Genomic DNA, 20,699 nt, shown 5'->3' with positions numbered 1-20,699 from the left:
GTTAAATCAACTGTAGTGTAAAATAAACCAACTGGAGTTCCTATATATATGTTTAACCAAGTATTTTTGATAGCATTTTCTTTAGTTTTATTTGTTGCTAATATCTACTTTTTTGTAAATAAAAAATACCTATATTTATTTGTACCATGCATGCTATTCCTCCCCCCTTTTTATGGTGTAGAGTTTTCTATAAATTTTCCTGTTCTTACAGTTGCAAGAATGATGTTTATTACCCTCTTCATTTATGCAGTTATTAACAGAAAAAGAAGTTTGCATTTAAAAAATATAAATCTAAAAAAATTACCGAAGGAATATTTTTTTCTATTAGGATATTTTCTTCTAAGAATATTTACCAATCTACATGGTTCAATAATAACCGGGCAGGCAATTAAAACCATTTTTTTAATTCTTTATGAGCAATTATTTTTATTAATTGCTTTTTACCTTATTAGCCCTTCAAAAGAAGAAATCAAGAAAATAATAAAGATTGTAGTTTGGACAGCCTCTTTCTTGTTTATTATAGGAATAATAGAAAGTATCTTTGAAATAAGACTATTTGATGCCCTTTATACAGTTACACGAGACATGAACAACATCCGCTATTATAGACTAGGTCTATTGCGAATCAATTCATCATTTACGGCGCCAGCACTTTTTGGGAATATGTGCGTCTTTATATTTCCTCTTATATGCTATTTATATGACACCACAAAACAAAATAGATATTTATTCATTGTAGGGCTAAATGCACTTGCTGTCATCCATTCAGGATCTCGTTCTGATATGTTCTTTTATATTATTATCGCCTTTGTTTATATGATGTATATTTTAGAAGGCAATTCAAGAAGAATACTTTTTATCAAAAATGCAGCTTTAATTGTACTAGTTCTCCTAATCTACATGAGTATAGTAAGCATTATCAGTCCAACACTACAATATTATTACGTAGGAACAGGAAAGTCCATTTTGAATGAAGTGGGTTTTGATTATGATTTAGATGAAGATGCACCTTCTGATTCATCAGGATACGGAAAAAATATAAATGGTTCTATTTCAAGAACCAGACAGTTAACTGGTATACTTTACGTTGCAAAAAAGAATCCTATATTTGGGTTAGGTGCTTCTGCAGCAAACAGAGGAAAAGTTCAGTACTATTGGCATTTTCCTGATGGTAAGGACCGTTGGACCATTTCCTATGTATATGATGTAGGTATAGTAGAAATCTTTTGTGATGAAGGCATCATTGGTCTACTTGGAATGTGCGCACTATTTGCTTTTATGATAATCATTTCATATAAAAACAAATATCATATGTTTTACATATTATGCTACTTATTAGGTATGCTAAGCACCAAGAATATGTACGCCTTCCTTATGTTTTATCTAATAATATTATTGCATTATAGAGATACAGAATCTAATTAGATTTAGGGAGGGATTATTAGGAGTGCTATGTAGACCAAAAATGCCTCGGCACAATAGTGCCGAGGCATCAGATTACTCATCTATCTAATCCTACATAAGATTTTATCTCAGCCAGTATCTTCTTTCTTCTGTACACGTAGAATCCCACTAAGGCTAAATTCAAAACAACCATAGCACCAAATAGTAGCTTCCAGATGTTTCCATTTATTTCAGCATCTGCCTTAGCTGTTTTAGCCACCTCCGAGTCAAAATTCGTTATTGGCACCGTGGAATTGTGCATTAAAACATAGGTGGAAAATTGTCTAGTCGAGACTGTTACCGTATTCAAATCTTCATCCTCATCATCAAGTAAAGTTACCTCGCCTTCATGTTCACGTAGAATGAAGAATGTATCCATTGAACTCATGTAATCCTCTGGTAAACTTAGCACAAATCCAATAGGTTCATATGTCTCAGTAATCCCTGTCCATCCCTGCCCATCAATCTGATACATGAGATTTATATCCAAAAAGCCTATTTTCAACAAATTTGGATAATCCTCATTGTATTCTTCAATTCCTTCATTAATAACAGACATGATTGGTTCTGAAACATCTTTTTCTTCTATATTTGCAGAAGATAACATTATCTCAAAAACACACCCCTGTTCGGCAAGTTCTAACTGTTCCTTCGTAAAAACTGCACTTGCCACATCAAATGCATTGGTTAGCATAACATTAGAATCCGGATTATCAACTTCTATTACAATAGCACCAGCCCCAAGAATGAGCGCTACTGGTTTGCCGCCAACTTGCTTTGTTTCAAATCCGTCGGCATTTCCATATAATAATGCATTGGCATCTATAATCTCACCTCCCGAAGCTTTCATTATCTTATTTAAACTATTTCGGGTTTCGCTAGGAATTTCATACCAAAGCCCACTCTCGTCTTTAATTCTTGCAGAACGTTTAGTATCGTCAGTATTTTTATTTATCTTCTTTGAAGTCTTTGTACTTGTTACCTTCTTTTTAGCCTTTGATTTATTTTCATCATCTTCATCATTTTTCTTTTTATTTGTACCAGGTGTTACTCTTACGGTAGTTGTTTTGCTGGCAAAACTATTTTCCGAAGCAGCATACCTTACATGATAACTTCCAATCTTTACCAATGTAAAACCATCAGTCGCCTGTTGATAGTTAGATACACTTGTCAATTTATACTCCATAGCAGATGTTGTTCCAACTATTTTTCCATCTTCCTCGTCAGAATCTGAAGTTTTTTCAACTGATAGACCTGATGGTGCAGCCGGACGAGCTGCCAACTCTATTTTAGTCCAATCCCCCTCTTCGTTATAGTCAGTTTCCTTTTGTCTTACATAGAAACAACGATTAGTACTTCTATCAATAAGTGAAGAAAGTTTTATTGTTTCAAAGCCTGTTCGTCCTTTCGAAGTGTTAAGTTCATAGCCCGAATTTGCTTTAGCTGTCTCATCAGAATAATCTATTCGTAAATATTTTTCATAATCAGTACTAGATAAAGTCCCAACTGGATTTTTCTTAACCGGACCAACTGCTACGGATGTAATCGAAATTTCCCTTTCTGGGTGTCCAGCCCCATCTACATTGGCCGATTGAATTGCCTTTACTGTAATTCTCTTATTATATGCAGAGGGTGGCAAAGCATAAGTATCCCCTGTAACCCCCAAAATCAATGAGCCATTTGCGTACCATTCATATGTTATTCCAGGTCCAGCAGTTGTAGTTACCTTCAATACATCACCAACATATGGAAGCGTACGAGCTGCTGTGATATTTCCAATAACAGGTTTTCTTTCATCTGTAAGTTCTGTATAGGGTACTACAACATTTACTTCTGCGGTCTTTCCCGCAAACGAAGTATTCGTCGCAGCAACTCTCACCTGATAAGTTCCAGCTTTGGCATTTGTAAAACTATCAGAAGCTCTTTGATATTCCAACTCGCTAGCCAACTTATATTCCATAGCAGTTGTTGTTCCAACTATTTTCCCATTATAAGCAAGCCCGTTTGATGGACTCACAGTTGACAATATAGGTGATGCTGGTCTTTCTGGAAGTACTACTGACGTCCATAAGCTAGCTCTTGTTCCAACATTGGCCTTCCTGCGAACATAAATTACTCTTTCTGATGACAAGTTAAGTACATCTGTAATAGCTAATTGAGATTCACCCATTAAACTATTTCCGTCAAGTGCCGCCTCATATTCAGGTGCAATTAAAGCAATTTCATTATAATAATCATAAGTCACCGCAGATGTCGCTTCTTCTTGAGAAATAATGGTTCCTTCTCCTATTATAACTGGTTCAGTCAATTCAGATATCTGCTCTACTTCAACAGGTTGTTGCCCATCTCCTGTGTTTTGAAGTTGTTTAGCAACTACCATAATAGTTTTTCCAACTTCGTTCATAGTGAGCACATATATTTCAGGCGTCTCACTCATAGTATTATCAATCAATACACCATCAGCATACCATTCCCATGTAACTGGTAATGCAGCACTTATAGCATTTAACCTGTCGCCCACTTGAGGTACTACCCTATTATCAGCATCAACTATTACTGGCTTCGTCAAATCGGTCAATGCAACATATTTAGAAAATGTTGCAACTATCGATAAAACATTTGCTGCAACCATAGTAAATTCGTATTTACCGTCAAAGTTTTTTAATCCATTGCAAACCTGACCATCACTAAAGGTTACTTCAATCGAAGAAAGGCTATATGTAGCAGCTGGTGCCACCTCCATGATTACCTTATCTCCAAAACTGGCAGTTGTAATACCTGATGCCATTGAGTCCTCTGACCCTTTAATAATATCCACAATAGAAACAGTACCATTACCAAGCGGTACACTAGGCCATGCAACTGAATAGCTATCTTTTTCTGCAGATGCAATTATCTTAACGTTGCAATCCGGCTGAGTATATTTATATGTATTATCGCCAGTTGATACAGGACTTATATTTGATATTGAATTATTATCCACTGAAATAACTGTTATGTTTTTCAAACGATACCCCACATCTACCGCTACAACTATAGACACAGTATCTCCTGATTTAGCCTTATTTGCTGAAGGAGCAATTGCAAGATGATTATAATTATCGCTTACCAAAACTGCCCATTCACGTTCTTCCTCCATTTTTTCTTCCGATTTCTCCGGTTCTTCAGCTGCTACCAGTCCCCCAAACAATTCTCGCTTTATATTTAAATTTATATTTTCATCATCTATAATTTCTTCATATTTATCCCCTGCATAAACAAAAGCCATTTCTTTTTCCTTTTCATCAGTTTCGTCCTTTCCCGTATTCTCAGATTCATCTCTTTCTTTCTGTTTCAATTCTTCTTTATTTTGGGTAGAATCTTCCAACTCGTTTTTTTGTTCCTCAATAGAATCTACCTGCTTCACCTCTTCATCCGACATATCTTCAGCACTAACCAATATCTTACTTTCAGCACTAGAACTAACCATGATAATCGTCAAAAATAACGATACCATTCGCAAAAATCTTTTTCTAACCATACTACCACCATCCCAAATATCTCCATGCATGTACCTTTTTATATATTATTCCTTTGCTGTGAGATTAATTTGTAGTTTTTTTTAAGTATATGTGAAATAGACATCGCTTACATTATTTTGAGGTAAATGCCCTATGCAAAAAACCACCTCGCCTGAGGTGGTTAATATACTCTACTATTTAAATCTATTCCTGATTTATCTTTTCCTGGAATGTTCCTCTTTGGTTAGCTGGTATCTTTAATATATCCATGGCTTTTTCAGCAGAAACATCTAGGGTTTCCATAATGTTTCTTATGGATTTTAACAACACAATTTCTTCCCTATAATCCCCGTAGGCTTCCTTCATTTCTTCATCGCTCATTAATGCAAACATATAATCTTCTACCTCCCTCCTGTGATCAGCAATGGGTCAGAAAGGTATCTCATCAGTTTTCCTTTTTTGATACAAATACCAGCATTTTATTGATAACATGACAAGAGCGCCTCAAAGGCGCTCCCCATATGTTCTATAACATATTTATATACTTATTATAATCACTCTTAGCTATTCCAAGAGCCTCCATTGCCTGCTCTGCTGTTAGCTTTAAGTTATTTATTATATTGCGTATATGAATAATACTATCTTCTTCAATACCTTCCGCACGTCCTTCTGCATAGCCCTCACTTTTTCCTGCATCATGTGCCTTAATAATATCTAAATCTAATACTTTTCCACCCATGCAATCACCTACTCTCTGATTTACATTCTTATATTTATTTGTGAGTTTTTCATTCACTTCTATGATTAATTTTATAATAACACCTCGCGAATATACTGACAAGTCATTGTTTTCTACCAATTTATCTATACGTATCAGCATGTTTTCATACTCTCTGATAAGATTATCTGCCTTACTGATATCACATTCCATTTCTGGTAATTCTTTCTCTTTGGTAAAAAGATAAAACGGAAGTAAAAAATACAATTTCTTTTCAAAAATATCATCTAAACTGTAATCATTTACACGCACCACCTTAACAGGATATGAACAACTTCCGCCTGGCGTATTAATGTTTACATTCATTTCTTTTGGCATATCCTCCCTACTTCTAAGGAATAAAACCGATGCATGAGGAAAGGTCACATTCAATGTAAAATTATTATAAGTCCTATCTTCTAATGCAATCTGGCTTGCATGACTAGCAAATATGTTATTCCTGATTAACCTTCTCTAATTTTCCTCCCTCCTATGTTCAGAAAGGTATCTCACCAATTTTCCTTGTTCGATACATATTATGTTCATCTGATAGTTACATATGATACAATCGAACAAAATTTCCAAATTGTGGAAGCGGTAACCAAATATACCCATCTCTATTTTCCGATGTAGATATTATACCTTTTCCAAGAAGGCGTTCTCTATATTTGTTGAACGTAGACGAGGTTACGGCCGTCCCCTGTGAATTCATATAGTTGATGACTTCTGCTCGTTTCACACGATTCTCATCAGCCTCAAGCTCTACTAATGCATACACTATCTCCTTATCTTTTTCAGATAGTTCACTCCATAGCTTGTTATACGAATATTTAATCAGTTCACTTCTATATTCTACCTCTACATCGCGAACCTCTTCATTTTTATTAACATATTTTTCGAAGTACCAATATCCTAACAGCTGATACGCAAAAGCATATCCCTTTGTCATTTTAGCTAGCTTAATAGCCTCCTTTTCATCAATTCCAAAGGTATTAAAATACGACACTGCCATCTGACTATCGTCAAGAGGTGGTATTTCTCTATCCAGGGTCCTTGTTAGGAAGGTGCAACCTTTTAATTTTTCATTTTTCACATCAGTCAATTCCCGATAGTTTTGGTACAATCCCGTCATTAACAAATAGACTGGCAAATCTCTATGATCAATTAATAAATGCTGAAATTCCTGAGCAAAAGCTATCATTCCATCAGATACATAAATATCGTCAAGTGTTATCATCACCTTTTTTCCTGCTTCAGCAAGTGTCTGGACAAGTTTCCCTATCAGGATATGAATATCAAAAATCTTTTCTTTGTCGTATTCTATTCCGGCCTCAATGCCAAGCATCGAAATGGACATATTAGAAGCTTTCACAAAATGTTTTGCACATATTTTATTTTCCGCCAATGATGCAGCAAACTGGTTCAATATATCATCTGACAATACTAGGTTGCATATCACCCAATCATCATTTTCCATAAGTCTGCGGGATATAGAAGACATCATTACTGTCTTTCCAGAGCCTCTAACCCCTGTTATTATATAGCATTTTTCCGAAGGACTTGGATAGCTAAAATTCTCATATATAGATTCTTCTAAATTTGTTGATATGTATTTGTTAGGCTGTGCGCCAAAAGCATGTGTAAAAGGATTTTGCATTGCTAATACCTCCTATTACTCATATTATAAGCGTTATTCACTAAAGGTGCAACCTTTAGCAACCTTTAGCAATCAACCAATCCGAGGTGCAACCTTTAGTAACCTTTAGCACTCTTTAGCAATTGTTAAATGTTAGGTGCAACCTTTAGCATCCTATCAATACAACAAAAACCACCTCTCCCGAGGTGGTTAATAAATTTCATCTATTCCCGATTTATCTTTTCCTGGAATGTTACTCTTTGGTCGGCTGGGATTTTTAATATGTCCATGGCTTTTTCAGCAGAAACATCAAGGGTTTCCATAATGTTTCTTATGGATTTTAGTGTGTTTTTAGCTTCGCCAATACTCTCCCTATAATCCCCGTATGCTTCCTTCATTTCTTCATCGCTCATTAATACAAACATATAATCTTCTACCTCCCTCCTGTGGTAATAAGCGAATTAACATTATTGCATACCCCAAAATAATATCTATGGATTCTTTTCTTTTTCTGAAAAAAACAAGAATCTATACTCAATTAATATATTGCATCAATTCTTCAACCAACTTGTATACCGTAGATGCACATTTCATCTGCGAAGGAACCATCACTCCATCATCTACATACATTCTTTCTTGTCTTTTTGCTCTCTTTATAGCCTCTTTTATATCTCCGTTTTTCAATATATAGTAATAGACTTCTTTGTCACCTTTTTCATAATGAGAAACATACTTATCTAGTACCTTGATGTACTCCTTCCTATGGCTCTCAGCAAAATAATCTTGAAAATGCCAAACTAACCATAATTCAAAACTTTGATTAGACCAAGCAGCATTAAATTTGCTATTATTCCGCTCTTTCGCCTTACTTGCTGCATTGTCGAATCTATCTTTAGGAAAATCATCCTTATCATAAACTAGCCAAATTTGCTTATAATTTGCCAAATCAGCACTTGTGTATTTGTTTTCCAGATGGCTATATAAACCAGTTGTGTTTCTTCCGGTACCTTCAACCTCAACCACGACTCTAGCACCACTTGTCATCTTGCTACTTTTACTATTTATTTTTTCAGCTAATATTTCAAAATAATATGGTTCCGTCTTAGTTCCTTCGGAAACAATTAATATCCTAGGTGGCAATTCCGTTAATTCTGTTGTACGCTTCTTAGCTTTCATTTTGTCCAACTTTTTCGCGTCACTTTTCTTAATAGGTTTTAGGCTCACACTTAATCCTCCCACTCAGATATTCTCATTATGTAAGGGTCCGCGCCATATCGGCCTTCTAAATACTGCTTTCCGTACATTTCATCATTTCTTGGCTTCTTTCCATTGGCCTTTTTGAAATCAGCAAGTGAATATAGAAATGATTCTGCATTATCATTAATTGCAGCAAACCATATTTCGTCTCGTCTAAAGACCTCATTTGACATAGTTATAATATCATGAGATGTAAATAACAATTGTGCTCCATTCTTATTTATTCCTGGATTAGTAAACAAATCTATAATGCACTGTAATAATAAAGGATGTAGCTTTGCATCTAATTCATCTATAACAACTATATCACCGTTATCTATACTTTCAATCAATGTATAGATTAGACTAAAAATCTTCCTGGTACCGCTAGATTCAGCATTAAAATCTATATCTTTCTGCGAAGCTTGTCCGTTAATAACATGTTTTGCAAAAACATGTTTGATGATTCCGTTGTCATCATATTCCACCCTAAAATCACAAATTGGTATGCCCATTTTTTGAGTAATTGGAAGAATTCGATTTTTATTTTCAACGATCTTACCTATTGGGATTGAATGATCTATATTGTTCTTATCAAAGTTAATATATTTTATTGAGAAGAAAAATACGATTGTTTCATCCACTTCCTCTAAATCTAATAGCATCCCAAGATATACTAAAAATGGAAGATTCTTATTTACATTTATATCCATTGGGATTTGAATACGTTCACTTATTGAAATATCATCCCAGTCTCGTTCAAATATAGTTTCAACATCATTCTCATTTCTTTGAACATACAACCCCTCACCAACAATTCGGTCATCTAGAACGGATATCTCATATCTATACTTTATATTATTTTTCTGGAATAGAACACTAAAGGCAGAAGGTTCATCATTACAGGTTTCATCCCACTTATAGCTCTCTCTTTTAAATGATCCTTGCCATTTTTTTGCTATTTCATCTATATCAACCTCATCATTGTCTCCTTTAATTTTCTGCATTGAAATAAAAGGTAATACAATAAGACTAGCCATATATCTAAATGCTAGTAATACCGAACTCTTTCCTCCACCATTTGGACCATAGATTACATTCACTGGAAGTAACTTCTCATCCATCGCCTCTATCAGGCTACTTTCATGTTCATTTATAGGCTTAGAAACAAAACTCAAAGTCGCTTCATCTTTATATGAACGATAATTATTAAAAGTGAATTCGAATACCATATCATCGCCTCCTATTGTGAGATTTTTTCTCACAGTTATTATATTATGCCTTCATTTAATGTGTCAATACTGTGTGAGAAAAAATCTCACAACAAGCAAAAAACCACCTCTCCCGAGGTGGTTTCATCAAATCTATCTCTTCAACTTACCAAGAGCAGTCTTCTCAAATTCATGATTTTGGAATTCGAGCTTGTAAATTCTCTTGTAGATAGGTAAAGTTTTATTTAATTCGTTAACGTATGTCTGGATTTCTTCCTGACATGCTTCATCGCAAAAGATGCCGGCTGCAATTCTGTCGTTGTCTTCGTATACCAGGCACTCTTTTACATTTTCATTTTTCTGTAAATATCTCTCAAGCTCTTCCGGGCTAACATTTTCACCGCCTGAAAGAATAATAAGGTTCTTCTTTCTTCCTGTGATGAAAACATATCCTTCGTCATCTACATATCCCAAATCGCCTGTATAAACAAGGCCGTCCCTAAGTACCTTTGCAGTCTCTTCCTCGTCCTTGTAATAGCCCATCATGTTGCCCCAGTAACGTGCACAGATTTCGCCATCGATGATTTCTACTGAACCGTCATCATAACAACGGCCAACAGATGCGATATGGTTTTCCATATCAAAGTTGAATGTAATATTTCCACCACATTCGGTCATTCCATAATACTGACCAAATGCAATACCATGAGACTGGATTTCTTTAACGTCATCAACACTTACAGGAGCACCTGCTGTTGTAATGATTTTAACATTTCCCAGTCTATCCATATTACCACGTCTAATCTGCTTTAACCAAAGCTTAACAGTGGCTGGAATAACACATGCATAATCGATTTCCTGATGTAACAAATCCTCTAACACGTTCATAGGATTTGCACTCTGAACCATTGTACAGCCATGCTCTGCCCATGTAACCCAAGCTAGAAGACCACCGATGTGATAGAATGGGAAATTAGTGTATACTCTAAAACCTGGAACAGCTTTAAAACCATGAGAATACTTCTCAGGCAATGCGATTTTTTCTTCTTTGAAAATGTTGCCAATAGAAAGAGCTACACCCTTTGACAAACTTGTTGTTCCAGATGTGAAAACTATCATAAATAGCTTGTCTGCTTCTTCTTCAGTAAAGTCTGTAAGTTCCTTTTCGTTTTCACCACCAAGGATATCTGCATATTTAAGATTCTTAACATGAGAACCAAAATCGTAATCCTTTGATGCATCTGATATTAAATATTCAACCTCAGCATGGTTAACTGCGAACTCAAGATTATCCTGTGTCTCACGGAAGTTAAGTGGAATCAACACTGCTCTACTGAACATAAGAGCACAAATAACTACTACATATTCGTAGCTGTTCAAACCGATTACAGCGACATGCTTACCGTCTAAAGGTCCCATAATAGATTCCATATTATAGGCACATTTCTTAACATCTGAATAGTACTTTTCAAAGCTAACTTCTACTTTGTTTTCGCCATCTAAGAAGGCAAAGGCGCACTCATTTTTATACTTCTCAAGCGCTTCTAAAAACTTAAACATTTCTCATTCCTTTCAATAAAACCTAATAACTATATACAAACAGATTATTTAGCTGAAATAACCTCAACTGCATCTCTTAATGTTTCTACAGATAATAATTCATCTTCAGTGAATTTAATGGAAAACTCTTTTTCGATTCTGGCGATAATAGCCATAATCTCAAGTGAAGCCAAATCCAAATCCATCATAAGAGAGCTGTCCTCGTTGAATTCATCCTGAGGAATGTCAGCCACATCCTCAATAATTGCTGCTAATCTGCTATATATCTCATTCATACATTTTCTCCTTAATAAATTCAATTTTTAATTATCTGCTTATTATAAATAGCAGTTTTGATGCGAACGAAAGCACATGTTATGCCCATTACCAGAACAAGTCTGACTGTAAATATTATCAAACTTCTTAGCCATAAGCTTCCCTGCCAATTGTTAGCAAAATCATACTGGATATACTTTCCAGCACCCATCATTTCAATTGTATGTACGCATAAAACGTATAATGAACCTCGTCCTATGCTTCTTATCAGGTTACTTATTCTTCCACGTAATGAATTCATTAGAAGGAACAAATATATTAAAGCAATAGAAAGTATTCCCTCTATAACTATAGTAATTATTCCTGCGCCATAATCATTGCTAGACATATCATACGCCTTGTTCTGACATATCAATACAATATTAATAATCAAAGATACCAGCACTAAAAGCTTGTATTTTAATGGTATTTCTGAAGTGAATAATCTAGTCTTTTTAGCGTAATATCCTAGTGCTACATATAAGGTAGCAACCAATCCCTGATTTATATTCCAAGGAAGAATTACAACATATCCAAGTAGCCATCCCAAACAAGATACCAATAAGGCTGCAAGCAATAGCTTCTTACCCTCAAAGAAATGTAGTAATTGATTAAACATAAGATTAGCTATGACAAGGGCTAATAAAAACCATATTGGGCCACAGGCTACATTGGCAAACATTCCCTCGCACATGTGATTAGAAAAACCAAATGCAAAAGCAATGAATACCTTAGCAGTTTCCATAACCGATACTCTCTTGCCACCGTACAAAATATAATACGAAATACAGTGCACTATGCATGTGATAAGTGCTGTCACTATATAAGGTATAATCAGTATTTCAAACTGCTTCTTCAAACACTTTTTGAATGGCATCTTTCTAAAGCCGTAACCACTAACAACAAAAAGTATTGGCATAGCGGCACAGCCAAGCACCATCAAAAGCAATGCTACAAGCATAAATGGACTGTTAGCAGAAATTCCCTCAAACAATCCATATGTATGGGCTAAAATGACTAATATCATAATCACACCTTTAGTCATATCAAACATGCCCAATGTATTCTTAATTTTTATATTTTTTAAATCCATAATATTTCCTCGGATATTTTTCGCAATTTTAATTAATACTTTTGAAGTTTACATTAAAATGACAATCTACTCAATTGGCACAATACTGAAAATTACACCACCTTTATATTTTTTTAAGTACAAAAACACAAATAATACACACCGTCTTCACAATTCCTTCACAATAAATTATCAATTGTTGCGAAAAAAAGAAAGTAGTCATTAAGAACTACTTTCCAATCATTAATCTCTATTATTTTTTATGTAATGTAACCAGCACTATTTCCCTAGGATTATTCCATCTAGGCACTCTAGCATCTCCCAAGCCGGAACTGTTTACCATTGTGGTGTTCTTTTCCTTGAAGATTCCATAATCATACTTAGGGAAAAGATGATAATCTGAGCCAAGTAACCCACCAACAAGTGGCAAGCGAATAAGGCCGCCGTGGCCATGACCTGCGAACTCTAAGTCATATCCGTATTCCGATAGAAAATTGAACTTGGAGGAATCGTGATACAAAAGCACATTAAAGTAACTATTGTCTGCATATCCAATTACATCCTTCATATGCGCCACGGAGTTGACAAAATCAAGACCAGTAAGTAAAAAGCTGGTATCCTTATACTTAATTTCTACAGTTTCATTCTCTAGTATTGTTATGCCATTCTCCTCGCAGATATCCCTAAACTCAGGATAAGGAGAACCCGAATAAAACTCATGGTTGCCTGTGACATAATAAATTGGAGCTATGTCCTTTATTCCCTCTAACAGATATCTGGCATTTTCAGTAGTATGCTTCTCGTCAACAAAATCACCAGTAAGGACTATCAAATCTGGTTCACAGCTCTTAACCATGTTAACCAGCTCATCTTCTTTATTGCCAAATTCTTTACAGTGAAAATCTGTAATTTGGACAATCTTGTAGCCCTCCATCTGCTCAGGCAAATTATCGAATGATAAATCATATTTTACTGTCACCAATGGATTGAAAAAGCCTAACAAGATATACAGCATTATGGCAAACAGTAATATTTTAATAACACTAATTTTTTTCTTTTTCATACTGCAAATTTCTATTACTAACTTTTTTGACACTGTATTTTATCACTAAAATAATATAAAAAATAGCCATTATTCAATCTTATTTGAACAATGGCTTTGTATAATTTACGCACTTTTAGTATATTTTTTTCCGAAAAATTTGGCTTGAAGAAACCAAACGCCCTTTTTTACCCAGTTAATCTTTTCTGTGTAGGCTGCTGACACCTCAGTCACTGAATGACCCTCGCTAGATGCTTTTAGTATCCATACATTCATAAGAATCTCTGACACACGACCAAACAATCTGGCCTGAAATGCAGATAGATTTGATACATCGATTCTTTCCTCCACACCTGCAAGTAAATTAAACATCCACTCACAGTAGGCATCGAACAAATCCTTTTTCATAATGCACATATTATACATACTTCCATTTGTCTTAGAATAGATGGCATCCAAATACTTAAGATCCTTCGGATAAAGCTGAGCCATAACCTCCCTGGCTATATCCAAATGGCTACCATCCAATGTATGTGAATAATGGCTATAAAGAGTCTCGATAAAGTACTTATTAGTCTTTGGTACTACAATATCGTACTCTGACATCAATGTGCTAATCTCTGCCTCAGACAGAATATTTTTAAATGGATTCTCATCATCTCCGCTATTTTTCTTAGAAGAAAAATAGCGTCTGTAGTGGCACAAGCCAACCACATCCGCCGTAATATTTTTCCAGATGTAATAAGTAGCTGTAAGCTCACAATAGTATGGGTTCTTCTCAGAGATGTTATCACCAGAATCATCTCTAACTAATGCTCCTGGTTTATTAATGCCACACTCTTCATATGAAATATTATCTTTGCCCTTCGCTCCCACATGAATTGGCACGTAACAATCCTGTTCAGGTAACAGGCATGGTTTGTGAGTCGCTATAAAGATTTTTATATCCAAAATTAGTTAATCCTCTTCGCCATCCTCTTCGTCGGCAATCGCTGCCGCTGCACCTGAAACCGCAGACACAACTGCGATAACAGCTACGATGACTACCAATAAAATTAATGCAAAAAAGAAAATTAAAAAACCGCCCTCAGTCATAGTAAACCCTCCTTCTCACAACTAACTAAATTATAACCTACTGTATCTACAAAAGCAAATATTACCCCTTGATTTCCTGTAGTCCGCCTGTTACGGTAACAAAGATTTATATTCTACGCTCGACAGGATGTCTCGCTTTAGAACATAAATCTTTGTTACCTACAGGCTCATCTAAAGGGCAGGATATGATAATACCCACTACCTTAACTGCTTCGCCCTATTGAAAATCCCCGGGAAGTGGTGCTTGGTGTATTCCATGATGCGGGCACGCTTAAGGGCTGTGCCAAACATTCCCTGAGCCAGAGGCTTGTATAAAAACTTAAGGGTTTTAGAATCGTCAGGAAGATATTTCTTCATCTCCTGATAGAGTTCTGTCTCTGACTCGGCGTTACACCATTTTAAAATATCATCGCACTTGATACCACCTTCAATTTGGCGAACCATAGCTGATTGGAAGCTTCTGAAATATATCTTAGAAAGAGTTCCAAGAGCTTCAAAGTCGCAGGTCTTCCACTGCTGTTGCTGGTCATAGATTCGCTGCACACGAATCTTCTGAAGCTTGAAATAGTCATCAATAGCGCCACCTGTGAGGCGGGCCTGCCCCTGATTTCTATAATGATACAGCACGTCATTTAGCACTGTAAGAGATGTGGTGTAATCAAGGAAATCGCAGTTAAATAAAATATCCTCTACATGCTTTATCTGCTGAAATTTAAGACTATGTTCCTTGATAACGCTTGTCTTATAACACTTGTTCCAAGGATACCCAAGCATTGTGATAGCTTCCATTTGCATGGCCATTTTATGAATGGTTGCAGGGTCACTTGTGGTAACCATATCGTCATCATAATCCATCTGCTCTAAGCTAACGCATTTACGATATTCAATCCTGCCTGATTCGTAATTACGATAATCCTCAGTAAAGCTATATACCAGCAAATCCACAGGATTACGTTCTAGCACTGCTGCACATACCCTCAGCAAATCACGCTCATACAAATCATCTGGGTCTAAAAAGAGAATATAATCTCCCGTGGCATGTTCAATGCCTGTATTTCTTGCTTCGGAAACACCTTTATTTTCGCTATGCTTTACATAGAAAAATCTATCATCCCTTTGGGTAAAACTGTTGGCTATTTCACCTGATTTATCAGGGGAACAATCATCCACGATGATTACTTCAAAGTTGTCATAGGTCTGCATTGAGAGGCAGCCTAGGGCATCGCCAATATAGTCGCCCACCCCATAAGTAGGCATTATCACGGAAAATTTTATATTCTCACTCATACTTCAAATGATACCAAAAACCACCAGAGTCCGCAACACAGTCGTAGGTTCTCATGCTCCCGCAGGGCACCCTCCATACCTAACCATGGGAGCCCGCCGGAGTGGGCCCCACCCATGGTCAGGCATGGCGCCCCCCTGCTCGCGCTTGCCGACTTTATTGATGTGTTGCTCATTTAATAACCCACGAAAAAAGTCCCTTGGCTAAGAAAAGCCAAGGGACAATATTTTCCTAGTGACAACCGCCACCACAGTGGCTACAATCGCCACCGCAGGCTGGGTGTTCGCCACGTTTATGTGCCTTTACCATTGAGCGAATAATTGCGCCTACGATAGCGGCTAGGATTAGAATTACTATTGCTGTTCCCATGATTATTACCCTCATCCGTCAGCTGCGCTGACACCTTCCCCCAGAGGGGGAAGGCTTATTTATTGTACTTGTCCTTGCGGAATAATCCGTAGATAAGACAGCAGATAGCTGCGATTCCAAAGATTGTTCCGAAAGTGAATCCTTCGCCTGTGAAGACCTTACCAACCTGGTAGATAATGAGTCCGATTACCCAAGCGAAACCACACTGATATCCGATTGCTCTCCAGAACCACTTAGTGTTGTTCATCTCACGCTTGATTGCACCCATAGCTGCGAAGCAAGGAGCGCAAAGAAGATTGAATGCAAGGAAAGCAAAACCTGATGCGTTTGTAAATGCTGCGCGCATTGTCTCGTATACATCGCCAGATGCACCGTAGATAATAGCAAGTGTACCAACGATGTTTTCCTTAGCAACAAGACCTGTGATAGAAGCAACTGTTGCCTCCCAATCACCAAATCCAAGTGGAATGAATATCCAAGCAAGTGCCTTACCAATTGCTGCAAGAATAGAATGATCAATCTGGTCTTCCTCAAGCATTGTAAATGCACCATCAACAACACCAAAGAATGTACAGAACCAAACTACGATTGTTGAAAGTAAGATAATTGTACCAGCCTTCTTAATGAATGACCAGCCACGCTCCCACATGCTGCGAAGCACGTTACCTACTGTTGGCCAGTGGTATGCTGGAAGCTCCATAACGAATGGTGCTGGATCACCAGCAAACATCTTTGTCTTCTTAAGCATAATACCTGATGTAATGATTGCAAAAATTCCAAGGAAGTAAGCGCTAGGTGCAACCCAAGCAGCACCGCCAAAGATAGCACCTGCTACCATTGCGATAAATGGAAGCTTAGCTCCACATGGAATGAATGTTGTTGTCATGATTGTCATCTTACGGTCTCTATCATTTTCGATAGTACGTGATGCCATGATACCAGGAACACCACAACCTGTACCAATAAGCATTGGAATGAACGACTTACCTGAAAGACCAAACTTTCTGAAGATACGGTCCATGATGAATGCAACTCTGGCCATGTAACCGCATGCCTCAAGGAATGCAAGGAAGATGAAAAGTACAAGCATCTGTGGAACGAATCCAAGAACTGCACCAACACCTGCTACGATACCATCAAGGATAAGTCCCTTAACAACATCGTTACAATTAATTGCATCAAGACCAGCTTCTACAAATACTGGAATACCAGGAATCCATACGCCATAGTTTGCTGGGTCTGGCTCCTCATTTGACTCTACATAAGCCTTTGCAGCCTCATAATCCTCAAGTGTCGCTTTTTCATACTCAACGGCCGCTGTCTCCTCGTCCTCTACAGGATACTCAAATTCGCCTGTAGGCTCAGCGCCTGTCTCCTCTACAATAAGGTCATATCCATCAACAATAAGCTGATTTGCTGTGTACTCATCAGCTGCTTCTGTATACGCCTTTGAACCGATTGCAAATAAGTGCCATCCATCACCGAATACACCATCATTTGCCCAGTCTGTTGCCCATGTTCCAACTGTTGTAACTGATACATAGTAAACAATAAACATTACAATAGCAAAAATTGGAAGTGCAAGGAATCTGTTAGTTACAATCTGATCAATCTTATCAGATGTAGTCATTCCCTTAGCTGCCTTCTTCACACAACCATTAATGATTGTACCGATGTAATTGTATCTCTCGCCTGTGATGATCGATTCTGAATCATCATCCATTTCCTTCTCACAAGAGGCAATATCCTTTTCGATATGTTCAATAACATCTGAAGAAAGACCAAGCTTTTCCTGAATCTTTGTATCACGCTCGAATAGCTTAATTGAATACCATCTCTGAACATTTTCGTCATCGATGTTATGTAGGCAAAGCTCCTCAATATGAGCAAGTGCATGCTCTACAGAGCCGTCAAATCTATGTTTTGGTGACTGAGGATTTGCTTCCTTTGCAGCCTTTGTAGCTGCTGCAACGATTTCCTTAAGACCTCTGTTCTTAAGAGCAGAAATCTCGATTACAGGAACACCAATTTCCTCTGAAAGCTTGTTAGCATTAATCTTGTCACCGTTCTTTTCTACAACATCCATCATGTTGATAGCAATAACTACTGGAATGCCAAGCTCAACAATCTGTGTTGTGAGATAAAGGTTTCTCTCTAAGTTAGTACCATCAATAACATTGATGATAGCATCTGGCTTTTCATCGATAAGATAGTTACGAGAAACAACTTCCTCTAATGTGTATGGTGAAAGTGAATAGATACCTGGAAGATCCACGATAGTAACTTCCTTGTCACCCTTGTACTTACCTTCCTTATACTCTACAGTAACACCTGGCCAGTTACCTACGAACTGGTTAGAACCTGTGAGTGAGTTAAATAATGTAGTCTTACCGCAGTTTGGATTACCTGCAAGTGCAATACGAATTCCCACTTTATTAATCCTCCTTTATCTGAATCATTTCTGCATCAGCCTTACGTACAGAAAGCTCATATCCTCTAACTGTAATCTCTACCGGGTCACCAAGTGGAGCAATCTTTCTAACATAGATTTCTACACCCTTTGTAATTCCCATGTCCATGATTCTTCTCTTTACAGCGCCTTCGCCATCAAGCTTTGCCACTGTCACTGTCTCACCGACATTCACATCTTTAAGTGTTCTCATGCTTCTCTCCTTTTATACTTAAAATATGTAAGCTTCGCTTACTAGAACGCCGTAAGATTGAGTAAGCTCAATCTGCTCGCATTCATGTTAAACCATAATTTTCTGAGCAAGCTGCTTATCTACAGCCACTCTTGATTCTTTAACATTAACGATTAGGTTGCCGCCTATTTCGTTAACTACTGTTACAAAGCCGCCTGGTACAAAACCAAGCTCCTGTAAATGACGCTTCACTTCTTCTGAACCGCCGATTCTTTTAATCATTTGTTCTTCGCCAGTTGGCGCTACTACTAATGGCATCATATATACTTCCTTTTACATGTAAAACTTTTGGTAGATTGCGCTAAATTAAATTTAATCCAATTAAAGTTTGGTATATCAAATTTATGTTAGCCCTCTCTAACGCCTAAGTAAATTTATCACAAATTTCAATAAGTTTCAAGAGCCTAACTTAAGTTTTTTATGAAAAATTTGCAAAAAAATAACCTCCCCCTTAGGCAACGTCATTAAGTCATGATGACTACTTAATGACATTGACCCTCAAGAGGAAGGTTTACTTTATTTTCCTATCATTGTACCAGTCTGTCCGCCTACAGCATTGCCAGCATCTGACAGCTTGGTAATTAATACCTTTCTAATAGCTGAATCCCCAATATAATCTATGGCAGCCTGAATCTTTGGTGCCATATCAGTCTCGCCAAATTCTCCAGCCTCTAACATCTTCTTAGCATCTGCTACTGAAATATAATCAAGTGGCTGCTCATCTAACTTGCCAAAATTCTTACATACCTTTGTTACGCTAGTAAGAATTACTAACATATCTGCATCCAGCTCTGAAGCAAGAAGCCCTGCTGCAATATCCTTCTCCACTACAGCTGATGCCCCCTTAAGTGAATTATCCTGAGTAAGTACTGGTATTCCACCACCGCCTGCTGCAATAACCACTTGGTCTGCATCGCACAGAGCCTTGATAGCATCAATTTCAACAATCTCAATAGGCTTAGGTGCTGCCACGATTCTGCGATAGCCACCATCTACCTTAACTGTGTGGTTGCCCTTAGCCTCCTCAGCCTCAGCCTGCTCAGCTGTCATAACACGTCCGATTATCTTGGTAGGCTTGTAGAAAGCTTCATCATACGGATCAACAGTAACCTGTGTAAGAATAGTAGAAACGGGCTTATAAATACCACGGCCTACTAATTCAGAACGAATAGCCTGCTGCAAATCATAACCGATATAACCCTGACTCATTGCAGAACAAACCGACATAGGTGTAGGTGTGTAATCAGGATGATTCTGATAAAACTCTGAAAGTGCTGTGTGAATCATGCCAACCTGTGGTCCGTTACTGTGGGTGATAACCACCTGATAATCCTGCTTGATAAACTCTGCCACAGCCACAGCTGTGCGTTTAGTAGCATTCCATTGTTCTAGCACTGTAGTGCCAAGAGCGTCATGTCCAAGTGCAATAACTATTCTTTTCTTTCCCATACGATGCCTCCCTTTTTTGCCTTTATTACTTATTTTATCACATTGTCA

At 37.2% G+C, this 20,699-nt stretch carries 20 protein-coding genes; 1 reads left to right on the top strand and 19 read right to left on the bottom strand.

The features are described from left to right. The first annotated feature begins 48 nt into the window (after window positions 1-48). Window positions 49-1,425 carry an O-antigen ligase family protein gene (locus IJ535_RS12175; RefSeq protein WP_294303354.1) on the top strand — a complete coding sequence of 459 codons (1,377 nt, stop codon included), beginning with the start codon at window positions 49-51 and terminating at the stop codon, window positions 1,423-1,425. A gap of 76 nt (window positions 1,426-1,501) precedes the next feature. Here IJ535_RS12175 and IJ535_RS12170 read toward each other — a convergent pair whose 3' ends face one another. The 19 genes from IJ535_RS12170 to arcC all read right to left on the bottom strand — a co-directional run bounded on the left by IJ535_RS12170 (window position 1,502) and on the right by arcC (window position 20,651). Continuing rightward, on the bottom strand, window positions 1,502-4,912 hold the full coding sequence (locus tag IJ535_RS12170) for a hypothetical protein (protein ID WP_294303352.1): 3,411 nt from the start codon (window positions 4,910-4,912) through the stop codon (window positions 1,502-1,504). A 235-nt stretch (window positions 4,913-5,147) separates the two neighbouring features. Beyond that, on the bottom strand, window positions 5,148-5,336 hold the full coding sequence (locus tag IJ535_RS12165) for a hypothetical protein (RefSeq protein ID WP_294303349.1): 189 nt from the start codon (window positions 5,334-5,336) through the stop codon (window positions 5,148-5,150). A gap of 133 nt (window positions 5,337-5,469) precedes the next feature. Then, window positions 5,470-6,039 carry a hypothetical protein gene (locus tag IJ535_RS12160; RefSeq protein WP_294303346.1) on the bottom strand — a complete coding sequence of 190 codons (570 nt, stop codon included), beginning with the start codon at window positions 6,037-6,039 and terminating at the stop codon, window positions 5,470-5,472. A 214-nt stretch (window positions 6,040-6,253) separates the two neighbouring features. Further along, window positions 6,254-7,357 carry a hypothetical protein gene (locus IJ535_RS12155; protein ID WP_294303343.1) on the bottom strand — a complete coding sequence of 368 codons (1,104 nt, stop codon included), beginning with the start codon at window positions 7,355-7,357 and terminating at the stop codon, window positions 6,254-6,256. Window positions 7,358-7,560: 203 nt separating this feature from the next. After that, window positions 7,561-7,761 (bottom strand): hypothetical protein, encoded by a 201-nt coding sequence (locus IJ535_RS12150; RefSeq protein ID WP_294303340.1) that lies wholly within the window; start codon window positions 7,759-7,761, stop codon window positions 7,561-7,563. Between the two features lie 109 nt (window positions 7,762-7,870). Then, complete coding sequence (locus IJ535_RS12145) at window positions 7,871-8,560, bottom strand: RloB family protein (protein ID WP_294303338.1); 690 nt, start codon at window positions 8,558-8,560, stop codon at window positions 7,871-7,873. 2 nt (window positions 8,561-8,562) lie between these two features. Continuing rightward, entirely contained in the window at window positions 8,563-9,804 is a 1,242-nt protein-coding gene (locus IJ535_RS12140) for an AAA family ATPase (protein WP_294303335.1), read from the bottom strand. 132 nt (window positions 9,805-9,936) lie between these two features. Next, on the bottom strand, window positions 9,937-11,343 hold the full coding sequence (locus IJ535_RS12135; protein ID WP_294303332.1) for a class I adenylate-forming enzyme family protein: 1,407 nt from the start codon (window positions 11,341-11,343) through the stop codon (window positions 9,937-9,939). A 44-nt stretch (window positions 11,344-11,387) separates the two neighbouring features. Next, the gene (locus IJ535_RS12130) at window positions 11,388-11,618 is read right to left on the bottom strand and encodes an acyl carrier protein (RefSeq protein WP_294303327.1); all 231 of its coding nucleotides are present in this window, start codon (window positions 11,616-11,618) and stop codon (window positions 11,388-11,390) included. Window positions 11,619-11,638: 20 nt separating this feature from the next. After that, on the bottom strand, window positions 11,639-12,730 hold the full coding sequence (locus tag IJ535_RS12125) for an acyltransferase family protein (RefSeq protein WP_294303316.1): 1,092 nt from the start codon (window positions 12,728-12,730) through the stop codon (window positions 11,639-11,641). Window positions 12,731-12,962: 232 nt separating this feature from the next. Further along, complete coding sequence (locus IJ535_RS12120) at window positions 12,963-13,772, bottom strand: metallophosphoesterase (RefSeq protein WP_294303307.1); 810 nt, start codon at window positions 13,770-13,772, stop codon at window positions 12,963-12,965. A gap of 105 nt (window positions 13,773-13,877) precedes the next feature. Beyond that, entirely contained in the window at window positions 13,878-14,702 is an 825-nt protein-coding gene (locus tag IJ535_RS12115; protein WP_294303295.1) for a DUF4422 domain-containing protein, read from the bottom strand. 6 nt (window positions 14,703-14,708) lie between these two features. Continuing rightward, complete coding sequence (locus IJ535_RS12110; protein WP_196801515.1) at window positions 14,709-14,846, bottom strand: hypothetical protein; 138 nt, start codon at window positions 14,844-14,846, stop codon at window positions 14,709-14,711. A gap of 198 nt (window positions 14,847-15,044) precedes the next feature. Continuing rightward, complete coding sequence (locus tag IJ535_RS12105) at window positions 15,045-16,133, bottom strand: glycosyltransferase family 2 protein (protein ID WP_294303282.1); 1,089 nt, start codon at window positions 16,131-16,133, stop codon at window positions 15,045-15,047. A 229-nt stretch (window positions 16,134-16,362) separates the two neighbouring features. Beyond that, the gene (locus IJ535_RS12100) at window positions 16,363-16,500 is read right to left on the bottom strand and encodes a FeoB-associated Cys-rich membrane protein (RefSeq protein WP_294303269.1); all 138 of its coding nucleotides are present in this window, start codon (window positions 16,498-16,500) and stop codon (window positions 16,363-16,365) included. 55 nt (window positions 16,501-16,555) lie between these two features. Beyond that, window positions 16,556-18,931 (bottom strand): ferrous iron transporter B, encoded by a 2,376-nt coding sequence (feoB, locus tag IJ535_RS12095; protein WP_294303266.1) that lies wholly within the window; start codon window positions 18,929-18,931, stop codon window positions 16,556-16,558. 4 nt (window positions 18,932-18,935) lie between these two features. Further along, window positions 18,936-19,163 carry a FeoA family protein gene (locus tag IJ535_RS12090; RefSeq protein ID WP_294303250.1) on the bottom strand — a complete coding sequence of 76 codons (228 nt, stop codon included), beginning with the start codon at window positions 19,161-19,163 and terminating at the stop codon, window positions 18,936-18,938. 87 nt (window positions 19,164-19,250) lie between these two features. Continuing rightward, window positions 19,251-19,463, bottom strand: coding sequence for a FeoA family protein (locus IJ535_RS12085; RefSeq protein WP_294303238.1), 213 nt, complete (start codon window positions 19,461-19,463; stop codon window positions 19,251-19,253). 255 nt (window positions 19,464-19,718) lie between these two features. Beyond that, entirely contained in the window at window positions 19,719-20,651 is a 933-nt protein-coding gene (arcC, locus tag IJ535_RS12080) for a carbamate kinase (RefSeq protein ID WP_294303226.1), read from the bottom strand. Between the last annotated feature and the right edge of the window lie 48 nt (window positions 20,652-20,699).

This window comes from Pseudobutyrivibrio sp. (genome assembly GCF_017471675.1).
In the GTDB taxonomy this organism is placed as follows: domain Bacteria; phylum Bacillota; class Clostridia; order Lachnospirales; family Lachnospiraceae; genus Pseudobutyrivibrio.
This window is presented reverse-complemented; position numbering and strand designations above follow the sequence as displayed.

Bases quoted from the DNA above. Each gene is read 5' to 3' on its own strand.
- IJ535_RS12110 (WP_196801515.1), bottom strand. From the start codon at position 14,846: ATGACTGAGGGCGGTTTTTTAATTTTCTTTTTTGCATTAATTTTATTG.
- arcC (WP_294303226.1), bottom strand. From the start codon at position 20,651: ATGGGAAAGAAAAGAATAGTTATTGCACTTGGACATGACGCTCTTGGC.
- IJ535_RS12100 (WP_294303269.1), bottom strand. From the start codon at position 16,500: ATGGGAACAGCAATAGTAATTCTAATCCTAGCCGCTATCGTAGGCGCA.
- IJ535_RS12135 (WP_294303332.1), bottom strand. From the start codon at position 11,343: ATGTTTAAGTTTTTAGAAGCGCTTGAGAAGTATAAAAATGAGTGCGCC.
- IJ535_RS12160 (WP_294303346.1), bottom strand. From the start codon at position 6,039: ATGCCAAAAGAAATGAATGTAAACATTAATACGCCAGGCGGAAGTTGT.
- IJ535_RS12140 (WP_294303335.1), bottom strand. From the start codon at position 9,804: ATGGTATTCGAATTCACTTTTAATAATTATCGTTCATATAAAGATGAA.
- IJ535_RS12150 (WP_294303340.1), bottom strand. From the start codon at position 7,761: ATGTTTGTATTAATGAGCGATGAAGAAATGAAGGAAGCATACGGGGAT.
- IJ535_RS12085 (WP_294303238.1), bottom strand. From the start codon at position 19,463: ATGATGCCATTAGTAGTAGCGCCAACTGGCGAAGAACAAATGATTAAA.
- IJ535_RS12170 (WP_294303352.1), bottom strand. From the start codon at position 4,912: ATGGTTAGTTCTAGTGCTGAAAGTAAGATATTGGTTAGTGCTGAAGAT.
- IJ535_RS12125 (WP_294303316.1), bottom strand. From the start codon at position 12,730: ATGGATTTAAAAAATATAAAAATTAAGAATACATTGGGCATGTTTGAT.
- IJ535_RS12155 (WP_294303343.1), bottom strand. From the start codon at position 7,357: ATGCAAAATCCTTTTACACATGCTTTTGGCGCACAGCCTAACAAATAC.
- IJ535_RS12130 (WP_294303327.1), bottom strand. From the start codon at position 11,618: ATGAATGAGATATATAGCAGATTAGCAGCAATTATTGAGGATGTGGCT.
- IJ535_RS12105 (WP_294303282.1), bottom strand. From the start codon at position 16,133: ATGAGTGAGAATATAAAATTTTCCGTGATAATGCCTACTTATGGGGTG.
- IJ535_RS12175 (WP_294303354.1), top strand. From the start codon at position 49: ATGTTTAACCAAGTATTTTTGATAGCATTTTCTTTAGTTTTATTTGTT.
- IJ535_RS12120 (WP_294303307.1), bottom strand. From the start codon at position 13,772: ATGAAAAAGAAAAAAATTAGTGTTATTAAAATATTACTGTTTGCCATA.
- IJ535_RS12165 (WP_294303349.1), bottom strand. From the start codon at position 5,336: ATGTTTGCATTAATGAGCGATGAAGAAATGAAGGAAGCCTACGGGGAT.
- IJ535_RS12090 (WP_294303250.1), bottom strand. From the start codon at position 19,163: ATGAGAACACTTAAAGATGTGAATGTCGGTGAGACAGTGACAGTGGCA.